The 19,604-nt window shown below is 26.6% G+C and carries 16 protein-coding genes; all 16 read right to left on the reverse strand.

Going from position 1 to position 19,604, the window contains the following annotated elements:
* On the reverse strand, positions 1 to 422 hold a 422-nt coding region (locus I2H23_RS13135), incomplete at its 3' end, for a type I restriction endonuclease (RefSeq protein WP_195581732.1).
* A gap of 503 nt (positions 423 to 925) precedes the next feature.
* The gene (locus I2H23_RS13140) at positions 926 to 2,758 is read right to left on the reverse strand and encodes an LPD25 domain-containing protein (RefSeq protein ID WP_195581733.1); all 1,833 of its coding nucleotides are present in this window, start codon (positions 2,756 to 2,758) and stop codon (positions 926 to 928) included.
* Between the two features lie 166 nt (positions 2,759 to 2,924).
* Complete coding sequence (locus I2H23_RS13145; RefSeq protein ID WP_195238764.1) at positions 2,925 to 3,077, reverse strand: hypothetical protein; 153 nt, start codon at positions 3,075 to 3,077, stop codon at positions 2,925 to 2,927.
* A gap of 110 nt (positions 3,078 to 3,187) precedes the next feature.
* The gene (locus I2H23_RS13150) at positions 3,188 to 3,397 is read right to left on the reverse strand and encodes a hypothetical protein (protein WP_195581734.1); all 210 of its coding nucleotides are present in this window, start codon (positions 3,395 to 3,397) and stop codon (positions 3,188 to 3,190) included.
* 25 nt (positions 3,398 to 3,422) lie between these two features.
* Positions 3,423 to 4,592 carry a MobP2 family relaxase gene (gene mobP2, locus I2H23_RS13155; RefSeq protein WP_195581735.1) on the reverse strand — a complete coding sequence of 390 codons (1,170 nt, stop codon included), beginning with the start codon at positions 4,590 to 4,592 and terminating at the stop codon, positions 3,423 to 3,425.
* A gap of 2 nt (positions 4,593 to 4,594) precedes the next feature.
* Positions 4,595 to 5,035, reverse strand: a complete 441-nt coding sequence (locus tag I2H23_RS13160; protein WP_195581736.1) for a hypothetical protein — start codon at positions 5,033 to 5,035, stop codon at positions 4,595 to 4,597.
* A gap of 2 nt (positions 5,036 to 5,037) precedes the next feature.
* On the reverse strand, positions 5,038 to 5,640 hold the full coding sequence (locus I2H23_RS13165; RefSeq protein ID WP_195581737.1) for a hypothetical protein: 603 nt from the start codon (positions 5,638 to 5,640) through the stop codon (positions 5,038 to 5,040).
* Between the two features lie 275 nt (positions 5,641 to 5,915).
* Positions 5,916 to 6,824: a coiled-coil domain-containing protein gene (locus tag I2H23_RS13170; protein WP_195581738.1), complete on the reverse strand. Its 909-nt coding sequence runs from the start codon at positions 6,822 to 6,824 to the stop codon at positions 5,916 to 5,918.
* 72 nt (positions 6,825 to 6,896) lie between these two features.
* The gene (locus tag I2H23_RS13175) at positions 6,897 to 8,105 is read right to left on the reverse strand and encodes a C40 family peptidase (protein WP_243248303.1); all 1,209 of its coding nucleotides are present in this window, start codon (positions 8,103 to 8,105) and stop codon (positions 6,897 to 6,899) included.
* An 8-nt stretch (positions 8,106 to 8,113) separates the two neighbouring features.
* On the reverse strand, positions 8,114 to 8,698 hold the full coding sequence (locus I2H23_RS13180) for a hypothetical protein (protein ID WP_195581739.1): 585 nt from the start codon (positions 8,696 to 8,698) through the stop codon (positions 8,114 to 8,116).
* Between the two features lie 18 nt (positions 8,699 to 8,716).
* Positions 8,717 to 10,624: a VirB4 family type IV secretion system protein gene (locus tag I2H23_RS13185; RefSeq protein ID WP_195581740.1), complete on the reverse strand. Its 1,908-nt coding sequence runs from the start codon at positions 10,622 to 10,624 to the stop codon at positions 8,717 to 8,719.
* A 17-nt stretch (positions 10,625 to 10,641) separates the two neighbouring features.
* The gene (locus tag I2H23_RS13190; protein ID WP_195581741.1) at positions 10,642 to 11,217 is read right to left on the reverse strand and encodes a DUF5320 domain-containing protein; all 576 of its coding nucleotides are present in this window, start codon (positions 11,215 to 11,217) and stop codon (positions 10,642 to 10,644) included.
* Positions 11,204 to 11,524 carry a DUF5592 family protein gene (locus tag I2H23_RS13195; protein WP_195581742.1) on the reverse strand — a complete coding sequence of 107 codons (321 nt, stop codon included), beginning with the start codon at positions 11,522 to 11,524 and terminating at the stop codon, positions 11,204 to 11,206. Before I2H23_RS13195 ends, I2H23_RS13190 begins: the two co-directional genes overlap by 14 nt.
* Before the next feature lie 262 nt (positions 11,525 to 11,786).
* Positions 11,787 to 15,047: an immunoglobulin-like domain-containing protein gene (locus tag I2H23_RS13200; protein ID WP_195581743.1), complete on the reverse strand. Its 3,261-nt coding sequence runs from the start codon at positions 15,045 to 15,047 to the stop codon at positions 11,787 to 11,789.
* Between the two features lie 77 nt (positions 15,048 to 15,124).
* Entirely contained in the window at positions 15,125 to 17,317 is a 2,193-nt protein-coding gene (locus I2H23_RS13205) for a pLS20_p028 family conjugation system transmembrane protein (protein WP_195581744.1), read from the reverse strand.
* A 20-nt stretch (positions 17,318 to 17,337) separates the two neighbouring features.
* Positions 17,338 to 19,506, reverse strand: a complete 2,169-nt coding sequence (locus I2H23_RS13210) for a VirD4-like conjugal transfer protein, CD1115 family (RefSeq protein ID WP_195581745.1) — start codon at positions 19,504 to 19,506, stop codon at positions 17,338 to 17,340.
* Positions 19,507 to 19,604: the final 98 nt, after the last annotated feature.

A 19,604-nucleotide genomic window follows, 5' to 3' on the forward strand; every position in this document is an offset into this window, starting at 1 on the left:
CGTTTTAATTCTATTTGAACAAGTGGTAGTCCATTTATAAGTAATGTAACATCATAACGGTTTGTATACTTTCCAACGACTGTTGTTTGATTAGTTACTTGAAATCTGTTTTTGCACCAGTTTTGAGTGTCAAAGAATTCTATATATACTTCACTACCATCTTCTCTTTCTAGAATAAATTTATCTCTTAAAACCATTGCACTTTGAAATACACTTTTTCCTTCTATGTGCCTAAGTATTCTTTCAAATTCTTTGTCTGTGAATGGTTCATTGTTAAGTTTAGATTTGTTATGTTCAAACAACTCATTTCTAAAGTTATTTTTTAGTTGTTTTTCATCAGTTATTGTTACTCTATTAAAACCTTGGTTTACAAGTTGTTTAATTAAATTTTCTTCTAATTGTGCTTCACTTTGATAACTCATAATCTCCTCCAATTTATTTAATTAAAAAATATTCCCTTACAGAAGTTCTTACCTATAGTTTTACTTGATATACTTATTTTTTTTTAATGAAGTTAATGTTTAACCTTCTTTTAGAATGTTATTTACATGATCTATTTGAGCTAATATATCTAAGCTTTTAAATTGTTATTCATTAACTTTTCACATCAAATAAATATTACTTCTTATCATATAATATATCACCTTTTTATATTTCTGTATTTTTTAAGATTAAAAAGATGAGTATTAACTCGCCTTTTTTTATAAATGAGTTTTTAGATTATTGAATTTATAAACCTTTTATGAAGTAAAAGGTGTTAATTAATGGTTACTGTATTAAGAGGATTTATTAAATATAGTTGGCTAGATAGATATAAAAAAAGCCTTATAACAAGTGTTATACACCTGTTATAAGGCTTTTTAATATGTATTTAATATTATTTATTTGTATTAAAATAACAGATGTATTACATCTGCTGTATTTTTTATAGACTATAATCCATCTCTTTATTTTTAGATTTTGCATAGTCTTTAGGATTAATTTCAAGAATATCAAATAAAATTTCTTTTTGCTTTTCTGAAATTTTCATATATGGCTCGGGAATATCTACAGACTTATATATATGCTCTTTTAAATCATTAGCAAAGCCATCTCCAATATCAAATCGACCTGTATAAAACTTATCTGTACACTCTTTGTTAAAGTGTAGTTCAAATTTTGTTTTGTCATAACCTATATAATCATTTGGAAACATCTTTTTATTAGCTTTATTAATTTCTGTTAATGTATCAAATATATCATTAGCCGCATCAAATGTGAAAATTGAATCATCATCTAAATATTTATTTTCAGACCATAAAATTTTAACATATATTTGTTCTTTAGGCTCTACAGGCTTTTCAACATCTGCAACAACTTGTGTATCATCTATAGTATTTGAAGCATTAGTAACATTATCTAAATCGGAATCATTAGTTATATCCTTAGTTATTTCTATATCTTTAGCTAAAGTATTTTCTATAATTTCAATAAATTCTTTAGAAGTATCTTTAATTTCATTTAAAAGTTTTTTCTTTTCTCTTATGTCAGTATTTTTTGTGTAATTATCTAAATATTTAAGAGAATATTCGCTAGTATCCATATTAAAGTAAGAGCAAATAGTAAATGCTGTCATCTCGGCTTGGAACTCTTTTTCTTGTTTAGTATAGTTAGAGTGAGTTGTAGCTGTATGTAATTTTGCATGTGCTAATTCATGTAAAAGTGTTTTTACATTCTGTAATTGACTATTACGAGGATTTAAAGCAACTTCTCTAGTCAATGTATAACTTACACCCTTAACAACTCCTAACTCTTGCTTAGGAGGTATAATTTTTACTCCTATAGCATCAGCAACATTTTCCATAGCATTATAAAATTTATCGTAATCTTTTATTTCTCCTTCAAGCCATTTATTTGGAAATAACTTAGGTAAATCATCTGCTGTTGCATTTGTTTGACTTATATCAAATACATAACCTTTTTTATAAGTAATTCCACTAGGAGCTTCTTCTAATTCTCCCTTTTTTATTTTCTCCTTTTCTTCTTTAGTTGCTGTAAAGAAATATCTTTCCTCTCCTGTTGCATCTATAAACTTTTTAATTGGAGTAGGTACTAATATTTGTATTCCTTTTTCTCCTTTATTTACTGAAAAGCCATTATCCTTCCAAAATTTAAAAGAGCCAACAGCTTCAGCACCCTCAAATTGTTTTTCAATCAAACTACAATTTCCGATCGAATACTTATAAAACTTAGACATATATTTTAAGTATTCTTTCATATCTTCGGGATCGTTAAAGTAACTATCAAGTTTTTCATTTGTTTGCTTTATAATATCATCTACAGTTTCTTTAACAGTTTCTTTTTTATATTCCTTTTTAGTGTTATTTACTTTCTTTTTATACTCTTTTTCTATTTCTTTTTTACTTTCAGCTATTGAAGGTATATTGCTTATATCTTTTAATTCTACATCAAAAGATGAAGATATATTTCTAAGAAAATCTAATTGTCTATCTCTAAATTCATTTGAAAAAGTAGTTCCAAGACCTTTTCTAAATTCATCATTTAAATTATCAGTTACAAGTTGCATGGCACAGACAGTCTTAGTAAATTTATCATCATCACTATATACAACTAAAGTTTGAAGTGTATCCATTTTTTCATTTAAAGCATTTAACTTTCTATCAAGTTGCAGATAAGTTAAGTCATTTTCACACAAGAATTTGACAGAAGATACAACCGTATTAACTGTATCATTAATCATTTTTTCATTCATTTTCATAAAATATCAACTCCATTTTTTATAAAATTAAAAAAGAGATAAAACTGATCGTTTTATCTCTCTCAAAAATTAGGTTTAAAGTCTTGTAGATTGTGATATAATATAAATATAAAAAGGAATTGAATCTATTTCGCAGTAGAGTGATATTCCTATTAGTTGAAGAATATTAATGTTTTCTATTGAACTTGATTTTTATGTCAAGCTCAAAACCACTCTTAGTTGGGCGACTAGAGTGGTTTTTTAATTTATCGTATATGTAATTAGTCAAAAGACCAAGACATATAGTGCTTAAAGCACCAACGATTATCTTTAGTTCCATACTTCTCACCTCCTTCCTTTAAGAAGTAGGATAGAAGTTTTGGAACACCACTCTATAGATTTCAATTCCTATTATTTATTATATCATAATTAAATAAGTCAAAAAATAATTTATAATATTAATTTTTTATTCTCTTTATCGTAAAGTACATAGATAACCTCACCATTTGGAAATTCATTTTTAAAGTATTCAGCAAGACCTTCTTCAACCTCAATTTCCATTTCTTCTTTACTATCAATATCTTTTATGATTACATAATCCTTTCCTATTTTATCAATAAATGCTTTAGGAATATCTGATGTTATGAAATCTTCATTCATAAAAATTACCTCTTTTCATTTGATTTTATATATTAATACCATTATCAATTTTATATTGTAACCTTTGGTAATAGTCCATGTTTTTAATACTATCAAATTCATTTGATAGAGCTTTTTCTATATTTTTAAGTTCCTTTTTACTAATTATAAGTTTACTACTTTTATTAGAATATAGTTTATTAATTTTTTTCTGATTAACAATCTTATCAAGTTCATCTTCTCGCTTTATATAAGCCTTTATTTCTGTTAAAAAAGCATTACCCATACGTTTATATAGTTCATCAATTTTATTCTCTTTATAGTCTTTAAATTTGCTTCTCTGACCAACTCCATAAGTTTCCTTGAATACATCCTCTTGTTTATCTAGTTTTAAAATTAACTCTTTAAATTCATCTTTCTTATAAGTATCTATATAATACTTTGTCATTTCATCAAGGTATTTTTTAGCATCATTCATAGTATTATATCCATAGTGCCAATGCCTTTTATCTTTTGGTAAATTTCTAATAACATTTCTAGTTAATTCTTTTAACTTTTTATCTTCTTTTATCTTAGAATTTTTTTTACTATCTACAATATCTTTTCTTATTATATTATTAATATCTAAGAAATTTTCTCTAGAGTCTAAAAGTTCATTTACAAATTTACTTTTCATAATATCCAGAGTTTTTTGAGTTCTTTTTCCTCTTTGAATAGTAGGGTTAGGCTCACATATTGCCACATGAACATGTATATTATCCGTATTAAAATGTATAGCTCCATTCCATACACAAGTTTCAGCAATACATTTTTTTTCAACAGCAAATCCAATGGACTTCCTAACAGCATCTTTAACTTTTTTTTCATCAAGCTCCTTAGTTCTAGGATTATAAAGTCCTTGTTTTTCTAACCACTTATTATCAAAACTAAATACATCTTGCCACAAAATACTTTTATTTTTTTGAGCTTTAACAAACAGCTCCTTTGCATCTAATTTTTCATTATCGCTCATTAAATCTGTATCTTTATTAAATAATCCTGTAGTCTTTTTAGGATTCCCCATATAATCATTATATAGGGAATATCTATTAAAAGATTTATTTCTTTTAGCTTCCTCTCTATCCATGTAATCTATATAAGAACTAAAAGTTTTTGAATTAAAAGATATAAACTTAGATACAACAACTACTCCTGGGGATTGATTAACACCACTCATAATTAATCAAGAGTATTACTATTTTTATAGTGCTTATTTTTAATCTTACCTTCAACATACTCTTTAGACATTTCATAAGCCATTGTAGGAAGGCTATCAATAGTAGGGATAGCACCGTAACTTTCTTTATAGTAGATACCATTTAAAAGTTCTAAGAGAATTTGAGTATCTTTATTAGTAGAATTTGTAGCAAATTTTAAAGAGTTTAGTTGTGGTTTTAATGTATTTGTTATAGCATCTTTTAAAGTGGATTCTAATTCCTCTGATACCTTTTTAGCTATAAACTCATACATAGTTTGCATAGGTAGTTCAGATTTGACTTTGTGTTCATTAAGGATTTCACTAAAAGCAATATTCTTTGATGGTAAATTATGTTCTTCTTTATAATCTTCAATGTATTTAACATCATCATCACTTAAATAAAATGTTCTTTTTCTTTTCATATTTATAGATTATCTCCTTCATAAAAATCTGATATGTCTATATAATTTTCTTCGTGAAAGAGTGCTAGAACTCTATTAGAAAAATCTAAAAGTCCTAGTACTTTTTCAATTGTATATTCATATTTTTCATTCACCAACTTAACGGAACTTGAATATGTTAATTGACTTAAATACTTAATTAAAAAATCATTCCTAGAGATATTTCTTTCTTTGGACATTTCATCTATTCTAGTAATTACATTAATAGGTAGTCCTCTAACTTTAATTTCTGATGTTTCTTCTTCAAGATGTAAATTAATACTTTCTTTTTTTAGTTTATTTTTTATATCATTATAATTTAAATTTATGTTGTAGGCTTCTTCTGCATCTATGACAAACTGATCCATGAAAGAGCCAAGTATATTTGTATGATTTTTAATTGCTTCAGTTAATAAGTTCATTACATTAAGATATTCTTTTTCTAATTGATTCTTTTCATTTTGAAAGGCTATATCTTCTATTTTTTTAGCTAGAAATTCATTCCTAGATTTATAACCTTCTTGTTTTGATAAATTATCTATTTTATTTGATATGTGCTTGTCAACATTCCTAATAAGTATATTCATATTTACACCTACTTTCATAAAAAACTTTAAGAAGATTACTCAAAAAATATTTTAAAATGCGAAAATATTTTTTATATTTTTTTTGAGTACTTCAAAAAAAAGAGCATAAGGAATTTTTGATATCACATGAAGTGATATCCTGGGCAAAGCCCAGTAATATTCTAATTTTATCTTAAAAAATCATGTCCCCATTAAAAATTTAAATTGCATCCAAAATTGCATCCAAAATTGCATCCAAATTGCATCCAAAAAAATACCCCCTTTAGGGGGAAATTTTATACTCCAAAATCCATTTTTTTCTGTTCTAATTTATTAATCTTTTCTTTAAGTTCCTTTACTCTATCTACTCTTTTTTCTCCTAAATCCCTTGTAGAACTTATAAGATTTTTTAGTTTAGTTATATTTGCTTCTGTAGTATTTTTTTCACTTTCAGTTTGGTATCTTATATCATTTTTAAGTTCTACTATCTTACTTTCTGCATCTTCCATTTTTGAATTATCTTCCTCAATTTTTTTATTTAATTTATCTATATCTTTATTAATAAAATCAATTTCTAAATCCATAATTTCTGAAATATATTTACTTTTTTTCTTCTCTGTTAAGAAAGAACTACTTTTAATATCATTAGCATCTGAATAAATTCTAACAACAGAAACTAGAGATTTTTTGTCCTTTGTAGAGGTATCTAAATTGTCTATATCTATATCTTCTAAATCTTCATTCATAGATGAATTATCAGCACTTTCATATCCAAATGATAAAGAAAGTACATTCCAATTTTTCTTTACATTAGCAAGAATTACATAGTAATTAGCATCTATTTTTTGATACCTAGTAGGGATAACCACATTTGGACTTTCTTGTTCTCTCAATTCAAATTTTAAATCTTTTTTATCTATATTATTTGAGTCTTCTGTATAAATAATAAACTCAACAGTTTTTGTTATTGGATTATATTTTCTACTTAATATTTTTGCATGTAAAGAGTTTGTAATTTGTATTTCATTTAAAGGAGTACTTCTAATTTTCATATCTCCACTATTACTAAACATAGCCTTTGAATTAATAAAAAATAATAATCCTAATACAGAAATAATCGGAACAACATAATAAAATATAGACTTATTAGTTTTCAGTTTTTCTGATAAAATATTTACTATTTTTCCTATATGATCCTTTAACATTCTTAAAAAAATCTCCTTTTAAAAGTTAAACTTTTATATAAACTTTCAATTATTTTTTTATAAATTTTTAAATCATTGTACAACCCTTCTTACATTTCCATTGAAAACTTTAGTCCAATAAGGACTATCTAGTTTACTTATTTCTACACCTCGACTAGAGCCACAATGAAGGAATTGATTGCCACCTAAATATATAGCAACATGACCATTATATTTATAAGTATTAAAGAAAATTATATCTCCCCTTCGCATATTTTTAGGGTCTATTTTCGTTCCCAATGTAACTAAACTATCTGTAACTACTGAATGAAAATCTCCTAAATTTATGCCTGCACTAGCATAACACCAATGAACAAAAGAGCTACAATCAAAACGTCTTTTATCTATATCTGATTGTGTTCTACCACCACCCCAAACATAAGGGCATCTTCCTACAAGGGGCATACCAGTTTGAATTGCTTTTTCAATTGTAGTATTATCTCCTTTAACAATATTTCCAACTAAAGCTGTGCTTCTAAACTCCATAGCATATCCAAAAACATTATTTGGATAATTAAACCTCGCTTTATCTAAATTTACATTCATTCCATATCGTGGTCCACCATTATAACAAGCAAAAATTCTTCTTAAAGTATCTTTAAATTCGCAATCATTTGGACTAGCTTGCCAATTAATTAATTTCATATTTTCACTATTGTTATAATCAAGTTTCTTAACTTTATTTTGCTTATATAAAACATAATTTGCATAATATCTTATCTCATATGATCCACCTATTACTTGTGCCCTTGGGTCTTTTAAATATATTCTCCACATATCCTCTGAACTAGAAAAAGAATAGCCAGACTTTTTATATATATCTGCTAACCCTAAGTTCATTAAGTATTGCCATAAATCTTCACCACATCCCGAGTCATATTTTTGAACTTGCATAAGACCGTAAGCTCCACCATAAGAATCATTAGGATTAAAATTACTTTCTTGTTTTGTGATAGCTGCTAAAACCCAATTAGGAATTTTATATATCTCTGATGCTTCATTATAATATGGAATAAATGCTTCGGGTACACCACTTAATGAGCCATTAGCAAATTCTCCTGTTACTGTATTTGAAGAAGAACTTGCCCCAATGAACATCATTAATCCCGATATAAAAACAAAAATAAAAAATAAAGATGATAAATTTGTAGAAATTATCATCTTTATAATTAACTTAATTGTATTTATCCTTTTAAATGTATTACTTCCATTTGATTTATTTTGAAGTGCTTGACTCACCATAATATCACCTAATATATTTCTGTAGTAATTTGAGAAATCTTCCAATCACCACTAAAATTAGTTATTAAAAAATCATACTTTGTTAATTCATTTTTTGCAGATATTTTCTTATTTTCATTTAACCAATTAGAATAAACGTCTGCTTTAACATGTATCTCCTTACTTTCATCATCAAAAGAGTAATCATATACTTTCATACTCTCTATAGTCCTATAAATTAAGCCTTTATTTGGAACAGAAGTATTACCTATTACCTCTTGCTCTAACTCTAAGTAAAGCTGTTCTGCTACTATATCCTTTGCCTTTTCAAATTCATTTATAGGCTTTGTACTTTCTATCAAATGATATGATTTCAAAAATCTTTTAACTATATCTATAGATTTATTTTTATATTCACTTCCGACTTTTTCAATAGGTTTATTTTCATTTTCATTATCAGTTTTATTATCTAAATTACATTCTATTGATTTAGAGTTATTAATTTTTTCTTTAGCATTTCCATTAAATTTTATAAATCCATAGATTGAAAATATTAAAAAACTAATTAAAAAAACTAAATATATTTTTAAATTTTTCTTTCTATTTTTATCCATTATTATTAATCTCCAATCCTATGCTCCACCTTTAAATAAATCTAATTCTTCTGAACTTACCTCAACATTAAAAGAGATATTACCAAGTCCATTTATAGATAATATACATTGTCCTTGCTCTAGTTTAGGAATAGATGTAAGCTCACTTTCTGATAATTGACCACTAAATACTCTTTCTAAAGTTTCTATAGCATTACTATCCTGTTGCATTATAAATTTATACTGTGTTAAATCAAACATAGTTTTAATTTTTTCAAACATTTCGCTATTTAGGTTAGCTGGAGCGACATCCCTTATACTTTGTGTTGCAAAAACTAATCCACCAAAATATTTTCTTGCTTCCCTTTGAAAGCCTGTTAAATACTCTACTGCTGTAGGATTATTTGAGTTTATAATTCTATGTGCTTCATCTATAAGTATTAGGAATTTTTTACATTCATCAAAAGTTTGTATTTTTCTATCAAATAAATCTTTTTCTTTTCTACCTTGAACTAATGAGTTATTCCAAAGTAACGATAAAATATTAAATATTTGTGCATTAAAAATTCTATTATCAAACTGTGTAAGGTTTCTTAAATCAAAAGACACTATAGGCTCATTAGTTATATCTTTTACAGTAGAATGTCCATCAAATAGTTTAGGATAATCTCTTACAATACTTTCAATATTTAATAAAATACTATCAAGTCTTTCTCGTCTTGCTATAGAAATTCTTTCATTAAGAGTTTCTGATGCTACATCTGAATATAAAATAGATTTTATATAATTTAAAAACATACTCATTGTTGGGTACTGTGTAACTTCATAATCACAGGCTCTATGCTTTTCTATATTACAATGTACATAAAATTCATCAAGTATTTTATCAAATTCTCTTTGCTCTTCATTAGAACAAGACGGATTTAAGAATCTATACATAGTACTTACTTTCGCCAAATGGACTGTATAAGACTGCTCATGATTAACCTCATATGTTACATCATTTACTATGGTAGCAAGTATTTGTAATGGATTTATCATACCATCTGTACCATCTAAAGATACATTTCTACCCCCTAAAGCTCTTACAAGGTCTTTAAACTCTCCAACTATATCAAGTATTCTTATCGTTTGGTCTTGTATTGCATTATCTTCTACTAATTTTTTTAATAGTGTAGATTTCCCAGCTCCCATCATACCCACTATAACAGCATTGTAAGACTTTCTTTTATTTGTCTTAGTAAATAGATCAAATAACATATTTCCACCTGTTGAAGTAGTTCCTAAGAATACTCCTGTAGGATCATTTAATTGTGTAAAATGGAAAAAATACCCTCCACCTAATGAGGTAGAAGGTATTGCTTTTCCTGTTCTTTTATTTTTAAATTTTATTTGCTCCATATATCCATTAAAAAGTGATTGCCACTCATATTCCTGTTCATTTAAGCAGATTGTGGCTCTGTACCCCATATTTTCTAAATCATCTAATAATTCCTTTACCCTTGACTCTACATCATGTCTTGTTTTTGCTGAAATATAATATCTTATATGCACTAATTTAATAACTTCTCCCGAGTTTGTTATTCTATCAGCTAAATTATGTAAGTTATTATAAGTACTTTGAGCTTCTATTATATTAACCTCATTAGTTTCTTCTCTATACCTATTTCTTTGTTCTATAAGAGATTTATTTATCTGTTTAAGAGCTGTTCGTTTCTTTTCTGTACCTATATCTATAGTTGTTATTACATTCTTCATAGATGTTAATTGGATAAGCCAAAAAGGATGAACTTGTGGTTTATAATCGTATAAATGTACTACTGTTTCAAAGCCATCTCCTTTTTGTATAATCCTTTCATCAAACTTTACTCCACCTTGTGCTTGTATTTTACTTACTAATTTAGGGTTAAAATCTATTTGATTAATTTCTTTTTTCTTAAATAACATTTTTATTGCTCCTTTCATTATATTTTTGAATTTTGATTGCTAAGTTTAAATAATATCTTAATTTTCTTTTCATAATCTATATAGCTTATTGGAATACTTTCATTACTAAGTCTAAATAAAAAATGCTCTTTTTCCTGTATGTCTTTTAAGTCCTTTGCAAAGATCATTATAAAAAATTCTTTATTATATCTATGTTTTTCTAAAAACACTAACTCTCTAAGTTTCTGATTTAAAAAATGCTTAAACATAGGATTAGATGTATTAGCTAATTTTTTTCTTATATTTTCTTGTTGAAGATAAGTATTAACAGGAAATTGCATACAAATTATTTTCATATCTTCTGCATAAAGTCTTAGGAAGTTAGAAAAGTCGCAAATATGCTTTTCTTTTTCATCATCATTTAATGAATATACTTCCTTACTTTGAATCTGATATATATTCATATATCCATATGTAGTTTTAAAAAAGCCTTCTTCTTCATCAATTATTGGAAATATATCTATAATAGATTTATTTAACTCTTTTAATTCCTTTTTTAAAGCTTTCCTTTCTTCCTTTAACCTTTGCTTTTCGCTGTCTTTACTCTTGAACATTATCTCTCACCTCAAAATTTATAGAATGATAAGTACGGTTACTTCTCATAAATAAAATTGCAACTGATTGCCAAACTCTTTTATTTGGATTCTTAGTGCTTTTACTTATTAAAATAATGCAAATACTTAATAAGAATATATAATAAAAAAGTACCAAGCCTTTATATATTGAAGCACTTGTTATCCAAGCAAAAAATAAAGTACCTATAATTGCTACAAAATCTTTTATATATATACTTTTCCATAATTTATTTTCACTAGCGATTTCTTTAGGAATAATAAATATCATTTTATAATTTCCTTTCATATTTAAATTTAAAATAGTTTTTCCTACTAGGTAAAACTTCATTATTTTTTAACAAAAGTTAATATGAAATTAACATAATCCCCATTCAAATTCATATTTACATTAGTATCATATTGGCTTAATCTATCTTTCTTCTTAAATCTTTTTTCTTTCACCTTTTTATTAATTTTTCTCCACTCATAATATATTTCTATTCATTTAAAAAGCATTTAAGATATATACAACATACCTTAAATGCTTTTTATTTATTACTTAAAAATTACTATTTTACTTTAGCTTTTCTTCTTCTTAAAATTAGTAAAGTTGCTGATAAAATAACAGTTATACATGATGCAAAAATGCCTTCATCCCCTGTTTTTGGGTTTTTTGTACTTGAATTATCATTAGAAACTTTATTGATCTCTTTATTAGAATTTTTAACATTACTTAATTTATTAGTAGTTCCTTTATTACTATCTACACTAGGCTTATTAGTAATTCCTTTATTATCATCTATACTAGGTCTATCATTAGTTTCTTTATTGCCATCTGTACTAGGTTTATCAGCAATATATTCATTATCATTTATACTAGGTTTATTAGTAGTTCCTTTATTGCCATCTGTACTAGGCTTATCAGTAGTTCCCTTATTATCATCTGTACTAGATTTATCAGTAGTTCCTTTATTATCATCTGTACTAGATTTATCAGTAGTTCCTTTATACGTATCATTAGGATTAACGACTTTAACTGCTATATCTTTTTCATTCTTTATATTATTACTATTTGTTACAGCATATTTTACAGTATATGTACCTGTTTTATTAGGATTCACATTAGATGAAACAACTTCTAATTCATCTGATATATCTCCATCCTCTGAATCTTTAGCTGTAGCATAGTTTAAAGGATCAAAACCTTTATTTGATTTAGTATTGTCTTCTGCATATGAAACATTGTTTATTGCTAAAAGTTTAAGGAATTTTGATGCAATTTTTTCTTCTTTAACAGGTTTTGTTTCTAAGGTTTCGTTATTTACAGGAATAATTAAATCTTCTGCTATGATTTGTGGAGGTGTAACAACTTTAATTGTAACAGCTCTTGTTCCAATATTTCCATCCTTATCATTTGCACTATAAATAACATGGTATAAACCTTTTTCATTTATATTTAAGTCTAATTTTTCTATTTTTATTGAAGAACTTATATCATTTCCATTCTGATCCGTAGCTGTTATATCTTTAAATAAATCAATTGCTGATCCTTGAGCTACTTTTAAATTTTTAGCTTTTATTGTAGGTAGCCCATCAATTTCTTTTATTACTACATTTCTTGTATGTTTTGAAATATTATCATCTCTATCTTTTACTGAATATTCTACAATATAATTCCCAGGTATATTAACATCCACATTATTTGCTATAACTTTAATATTCTTAGATATATCTCCATCCTCTTTATCTGTAGCTGTTATATTTTCCATTTGATTAAATGCTTGTCCTTTTTCTAATGTTATGTCTGGAGCATTTATTACAGGCTTTTCTCCAAAATCTTTAACCTTTACATTTATACTCTTTTCTACTGTATTATTATCCTTGTCAGTTACCGTATAAACTATCTTATAATCTCCTACTTTTTCAGTATCTAACTCATTATATTTTAATTTAATAAATCCTGTTATATCTCCATCTTCTTTATCATTTGCTGTTATACCTCTAAATGGATAGAAATTACTTCCTACTTTAATTACTTTATCACTTGCATTTATAGAAGGTGCTTCTCCAATTAGCTCCTTTGATTTAATAACTTTAACATTGGCATCTAAAGTAGTAGTAGCTCCCTCGCTATCAGCAACACTATAAGTTATAATATATTCACCTTCTTTATTTACATTTAACTTTGAAGTATCTACTTTAATATCTTTAGATATATCTCCATCTTCTTGATCTGTCGCTGTTACAAAGCTTAAAAAGTCAGTATTAGTTTTACCTTTTTCTATTTCAATCTTATCTTTATATTCTTTTTTAAGAGCTATAAAAGGCTTTTTATTAACTCTAACAACTTTAACATTAGCATCTAAAGTAGTAGTAGCTCCCTCGCTATCAGCAACACTATATGTTATAGTATATTCACCTTCTTTATTTACATCTAACTTTGAAGTATCTACTTTAATATTTTTAGATATATCTCCATCTTCTTGATCTGTCGCTGTTACAAATCTTAAAAAATCAGTATCCGTTTTACCTTTTTCTATTTCAATCTTATCTTTATATTCTTCTTTAAGATTTATAGAAGGTTTTTTATTTTCGATCCCTTCTCTAAAATAGAAAACATCAGCACCCCATGTTTTCCATTCTGTTCCTGATACAGCAAATCTACCATCATTTAATCTACTTATTGATCTAAAAGCCTTATTGTCTATGCCTGTAGCATATTTTGCATTACCTTTACTATCTGTCTTTACAATTATTCCTGCATCTTCAATTATGTTGCATCCTATATCATCTGATGAAGATCTTCCTACAATCATATAATTCCCATCTAAAGTTTCATAAATACCTTGAAAGCTATCATAGTCATTACCTCCAAAAGATTTAAGCCATTCTTGATTTCCTTGTTTATCATATTTTATTAATACTGCATCTTTATCCCCTTTTAATTCAATCCCTATATCTTTAGAATCAGATTCTCCACCAACTATAAATCCACCATCTTTTGTTTCTATTATAGTATTTAGTATATCTCCTCCATTACCTTCAAAAGATTTAAGCCATTCTTGATTTCCTTTTTCATTATACTTTGCTATTATTCCATCATATCTCTTTCCTTTTTTATAATTATCTGTATATCCAACTGCTATGTAATCACCTTCTTTGGTTTCTATTACACATTCATAGTAATCAGACTCACTATTTCCAAAAGAATTAATCCACTTTTGATTTCCTTTTTCATCATACTTGACTATTATTGCATCACATCCACCTTTATTTGGAAATCCTAAATTTTTATCGTCAGAATACCCTGTTACTATGTATCCTCCATCTTTTGTTTGTTTTACCGATTGTAATGAATTTTTACGACTATTTCCAAAAGTTTTAAACCATTCTTGATTTCCCTTTTCATCATATTTGGCTAATAAACATTTTTTGTCTAACTCTCCAACGGCTATATACCCTCCATCTTTTGTTTGTTTTATATCTCTAAACTCATCTCCTCCTGTAGTTCCAAAAGTTTTAAACCATTCTTGATTTCCCTTTTCATCATATTTGACTAATATTGCATCACCTTCCCCTTTATGTCCAAATCCTAAATTTTTAGAAGATGAAAATCCACAAGCTATATATCCTCCATCTTTTGTTTCACATCCCTTTAAAAATTGATCCATACCATTACCTTTTAATATATTAGTCTTCTCTAGTATAGGTATTAAATTTTCATTTTTAACTATATTATTGCTATTTGCATAAATAGAGGAAGTATTCGCTGCTATTATAGCTCCTACCATTACTAATGATCCTATTTTATTCTTCTTACTTCTTACCATATCTTTTTTCTCCTATATATTTAAGTTTTACCAATAAAAAAGATAGACAGTTTTAAACTATCTATCTTTAATAAATTCTATTTATCTTTCTTTTTATTTTTTCTATTTCTTATTAAACTAGCCATTTTCATTCCTGTATTTTTTCCTATATCATAACTTTGTTGCATATTTCTTACTGTTGGGTTAGTTTGCATATTATTTTTTAAATGCTCTGATAGTGTTCTATGCTCTACAGGAGATTTAATTTTTTCAACTTGATTTGGTTGTACATCTATATTTGAATTACTTACATTAGGTGAACTTGTATTATTATTTATATTTTGAGATTCATTTCCTGTACCTATATTAAAGTTTGAGTTACTCATATCTTTTTCTATAGAGCCATTATTTATAGGAGTATCTATTGTACTTCCTAATGTATTAGTATCTATAGGGGTATCTACCATACTTCCTATTTCATTTCCTAATGTACTAGCATCTATAGGAGCATCTATCATACTTCCCATTTCATTTCCTAATGTACTATTATCTATAGGAGCATCTATCATACTTCCCATTTCATTTCCTAATGTACTATTATCTATAGGAGCATCTATCATACTTCCCATTTCATTTTCTAATGTACTATTATCCGTAAGAGCATCTGTTATATTTGCCATTCCATTTTCTAATGAATTATCAGCTTTATTATTTTCACTAGCTGAAATATTATTATCTAAATTTATATTACCTTTACCTTCACTTGCATTATGTTTATTAATCTCATTATCTAATATTTGATTTGAGTTTTTAGAAGATGTATTATTAGCATCTATATTTGAAGATAAATTATTTTCAGTATCTTGTTTCATATCTAAATTGTTATCTGATTTTAAGTTATTATCTATATCATTATCTGAATTTGAATTAGCATTTATATTATTAAGTGCTTCACTATCTCCTTGACTAGCATCTGTAAACTCATTATCATTGTTAGATTGCGATTTCATTTCATCATGTAAGCTAGTTTGTTCTTTAAATCCATCTAAATTACTTGAAGGTTTATCTTTATCATTCATCTGTTCTTCTAGTGGCTTCATACCTTCTTTAAATCCATTGTACATACCTACAGCACCACTACCAACACTTGCTATACCATTTACAGCACTCTCCATTGCTTTTGATATACCTTGACTTGTTTTAGATAAAATACTAGCTCCCGCATAAGCTCCAGTAAATACACTCCAACCACTTTTTACTCCACTATCTATTCCAAGTATTCTTTCAACAACATTTGGACCATCTATAACAGCTATTGAACCACCTATTAATAAGATTAACTGTGCAATCCCTTCTCCCGATTCTACAGTCCATGCACTAAATAATAAATACATTTTTAATAAAACTGATATTACAAATAAAATTACAAAATTAGTAACTATACATCTTATTATTTCTTTGTTCTTTTGACCTGTTGATATATCTGAAAAAGAGTATAAGATTCCAAATAACTTTACAAATCCTAGTTCAAATATAATCCTTGCAATTTTAATAGCTGTACATAATAAAGTTATTGTTGTACAGCCTAAAGATATAACCATAGTCCAAAAACTAAAGTTATATCTATAATAATTTTCGGGGAACATATCAAATAGTCCATTCTTTAAATCAACTTTAACTTTTTTACCGTTTTTATCTGCTGAAATCTTTGATTTAAATACCTCTTTGTTTTTTACTGTTCCTTCGTCAATTTCCTCATTAATATCAATATAATTAACTAAATTTGAGGGCATATTATTTTTATTTTTAGTCTTGAAATCTAAAGAATCTAAGTAATATAAATCATATATATTATCTTTAATAATTTTATCTGCTGATAAGTTGTATTCTGATTTTAAGCTACTTATAGCCGAGTTAGTTATTTTAGATAATTGACTCATACCAAGTGGAAGTAGCATAACTATACTTACAGAAATTATAGAGTTTTTAACTAATCCATTTAACTTAAAATCTCTATTAAACATTATTTTAAAGCCTAAAAAAAGTATTGCAATTGCTAGAATCCCCCATGCGATAGGGAATAAACTATGTATTAGATTATCAACCTGTGAACTTGAAAAAAAACCATTTAGCGAATAAATCCGGTTTACTACTTTTTCAATGTTGTTAGATAAAAAAGCTAAAGATTTAATAATTCCCCAACCAATTGACCTTAATACATAGTTTGGGAATGAAACTAATGTAAAAATATCTGAATTGCTTAAAATATCTATTATCTGATTTTCATTCATCTTTTACCTCACTAATGTATTTATTTTGGGAAAAATAATTTTATTTTTTCAACTATATCTTCATCAACTTGTGAGTATATTTCATATACTGTATCTGAATTTAATATGATTTCTTCTTCATCTTCCCCAATTATATTTAACCTGTTTAAATAGTCTATTAAAGATTTTTTTTCTGACTCTAATAAAGTTTTTTCTGTAACTTTATTAATAAGATCTTCTTCTAATTTAATTTCTACAGGAGATTTAATTTCTTCTTCATCTTGATAAGAAAAAGCTAACTTTTCATAATCTATATCTTTGTGTAAACATTCTACCTTTACATCTATAAATGCCTTAGAATTATCAAATTTATCATATAAATACTCATATCTATATTTCATTCTATATTCACCTTCATTAAAGATAGGATTAGGTACTATTTTATTTCCAAAATTATCACTTCTTTTTATACCTCTGACAACAACTGTTTCTCCTTCTTTTAATCGCCTTACTTCATCTGATTTTAATAATCTTCTTCCATCTAAATTCTCTGTATGGCTCTTCCCAAGTGAGTACATTTCTCCACTTCGAGAATGACTTACAATTGTTTGTTCTCCAATTAACTTAGAAAACTTTTCAGATGTTTCTTCATCTGTAGTAAGTAAATAAATTTGATTACCACAGTTTCCTTCAATCGTTGAAGCCTGTTCTCCATAAAGAGTTTTTATTTGATTAAATGCTTGAATTACAAGGTTAAATCTTATTCCTCTCCCTAAACAAACAGTTATTATATTATCTAATCCTTCAATCGGTGGCATATTACCAAATTCATCAAGTAGAAAAACTACTTCTCTTTCACATTTACCAGTTCTTGATAAAGTTGCATTTTTTGCTAATACATAATATGCTTGTCTAACAAATATACTAGCCATAACATGAATTGATTTATCATAGTCGGGTGTTGCCATAAATATAGCTTTTGGCTTATCATTTTCTTTATTTATAAAACCTATATCTTTTAAATCAAATGAATTTTTGCTTGTCATTTTTGCTATTTTTTCAAATGTGAACATAGAAAGTTTATTCATAGCTGATACTAATATACTTCCTTTTGTATTTGACTTAGCAAATTGAGTTGTAGCATATTGCATCTTAGCAACTGATGTAATAGGTAACTCATTGAAGTAATCATCTATTTTATATCTCTCTGCTCCATTAAAATCTGTATATACAGTTCCTAATTCCGTAAGCATATTTGCTACTGTATACATAGTTATTTTTTCTTCCTTATTTATAGGAATATACTTTTCACACAATGCTAAAATTAAGGCATTTGTTAAACTCATTGCTGTATTTTGCCAAAAAGCATCTTTTGTATTTGGATCATTAAAAATTGAGTAAGTCAATGTCTGACATAAAAGCTGTGCTTCTCCAAATTCCTCATTTTTATATGCTTGAATTATAAGCTCTAACGGATTATAACTCATTGAGTTCATTGGATCAGTTAAGTTTAATAAAAGTACTTCATATCCTCTTGTTTCAAGTGTTTCTTTACTCATTGCAATCAACTCTCCCTTTGGATCGTTAATTACCATTGAAGGTTTTTCCTCTGCCCTTGAATATATGTCTATAGTAGGTACAACAAAAGTTTCACCCTTACCACTACGAGTTGTACCGATTATAATGTTGTTTACTGAACTATCATCTATGTACATTACTTCTTCTTCTTTTGTGTTACCGTAATTATCTTTATAGAAATGATACCCTCTAGCAATCGGTACTCCCCCTTTGCCTTTAAATCCTTCATCTTTAATAGGTACAGCTCTATATTGACTTGCTATTTCTTCTCTTGTAGCAAATCTTGCTGTTCCCTTTTGTCCATCAGCTATTTCATTGAAAGACTTTTTAATATCTAAAATTAACTTTATATATAATGCTGAAAATATAGCAATTATAATTAAATAAAGTGGAAATAACTTAACTATGTAAGTTAAATTAAGAAATCCAAATATACTAGGTTTATCTCCACCTAAAAACAAATTAGGTAATTTAGTAAGATACTCTACTATTAAATTAGTTATTAATATTACTAAAGTCATTGATATAGCTCCAAACTTTATAGCGAAGTCTTTATCTACTAATTTTCTTGTTATTTCAAATTCCTTGTTTTTTGACTTTAGAAATTCTTGAATTCGCTCTCCAATGTTCATAATATCTCCCTTTCTAAATTTTGAATAAAAATAAATAAAGTAAATTTAACTATAAATTCTTTTATTTATAATTAAATTTACTTTATTTACTTTTTAAC

Origin of the sequence: Romboutsia sp. BSD2780061687b_171204_C1, from assembly GCF_015560225.1 — a bacterium.
Lineage (GTDB): Bacteria > Bacillota > Clostridia > Peptostreptococcales > Peptostreptococcaceae > Romboutsia_C > Romboutsia_C hominis.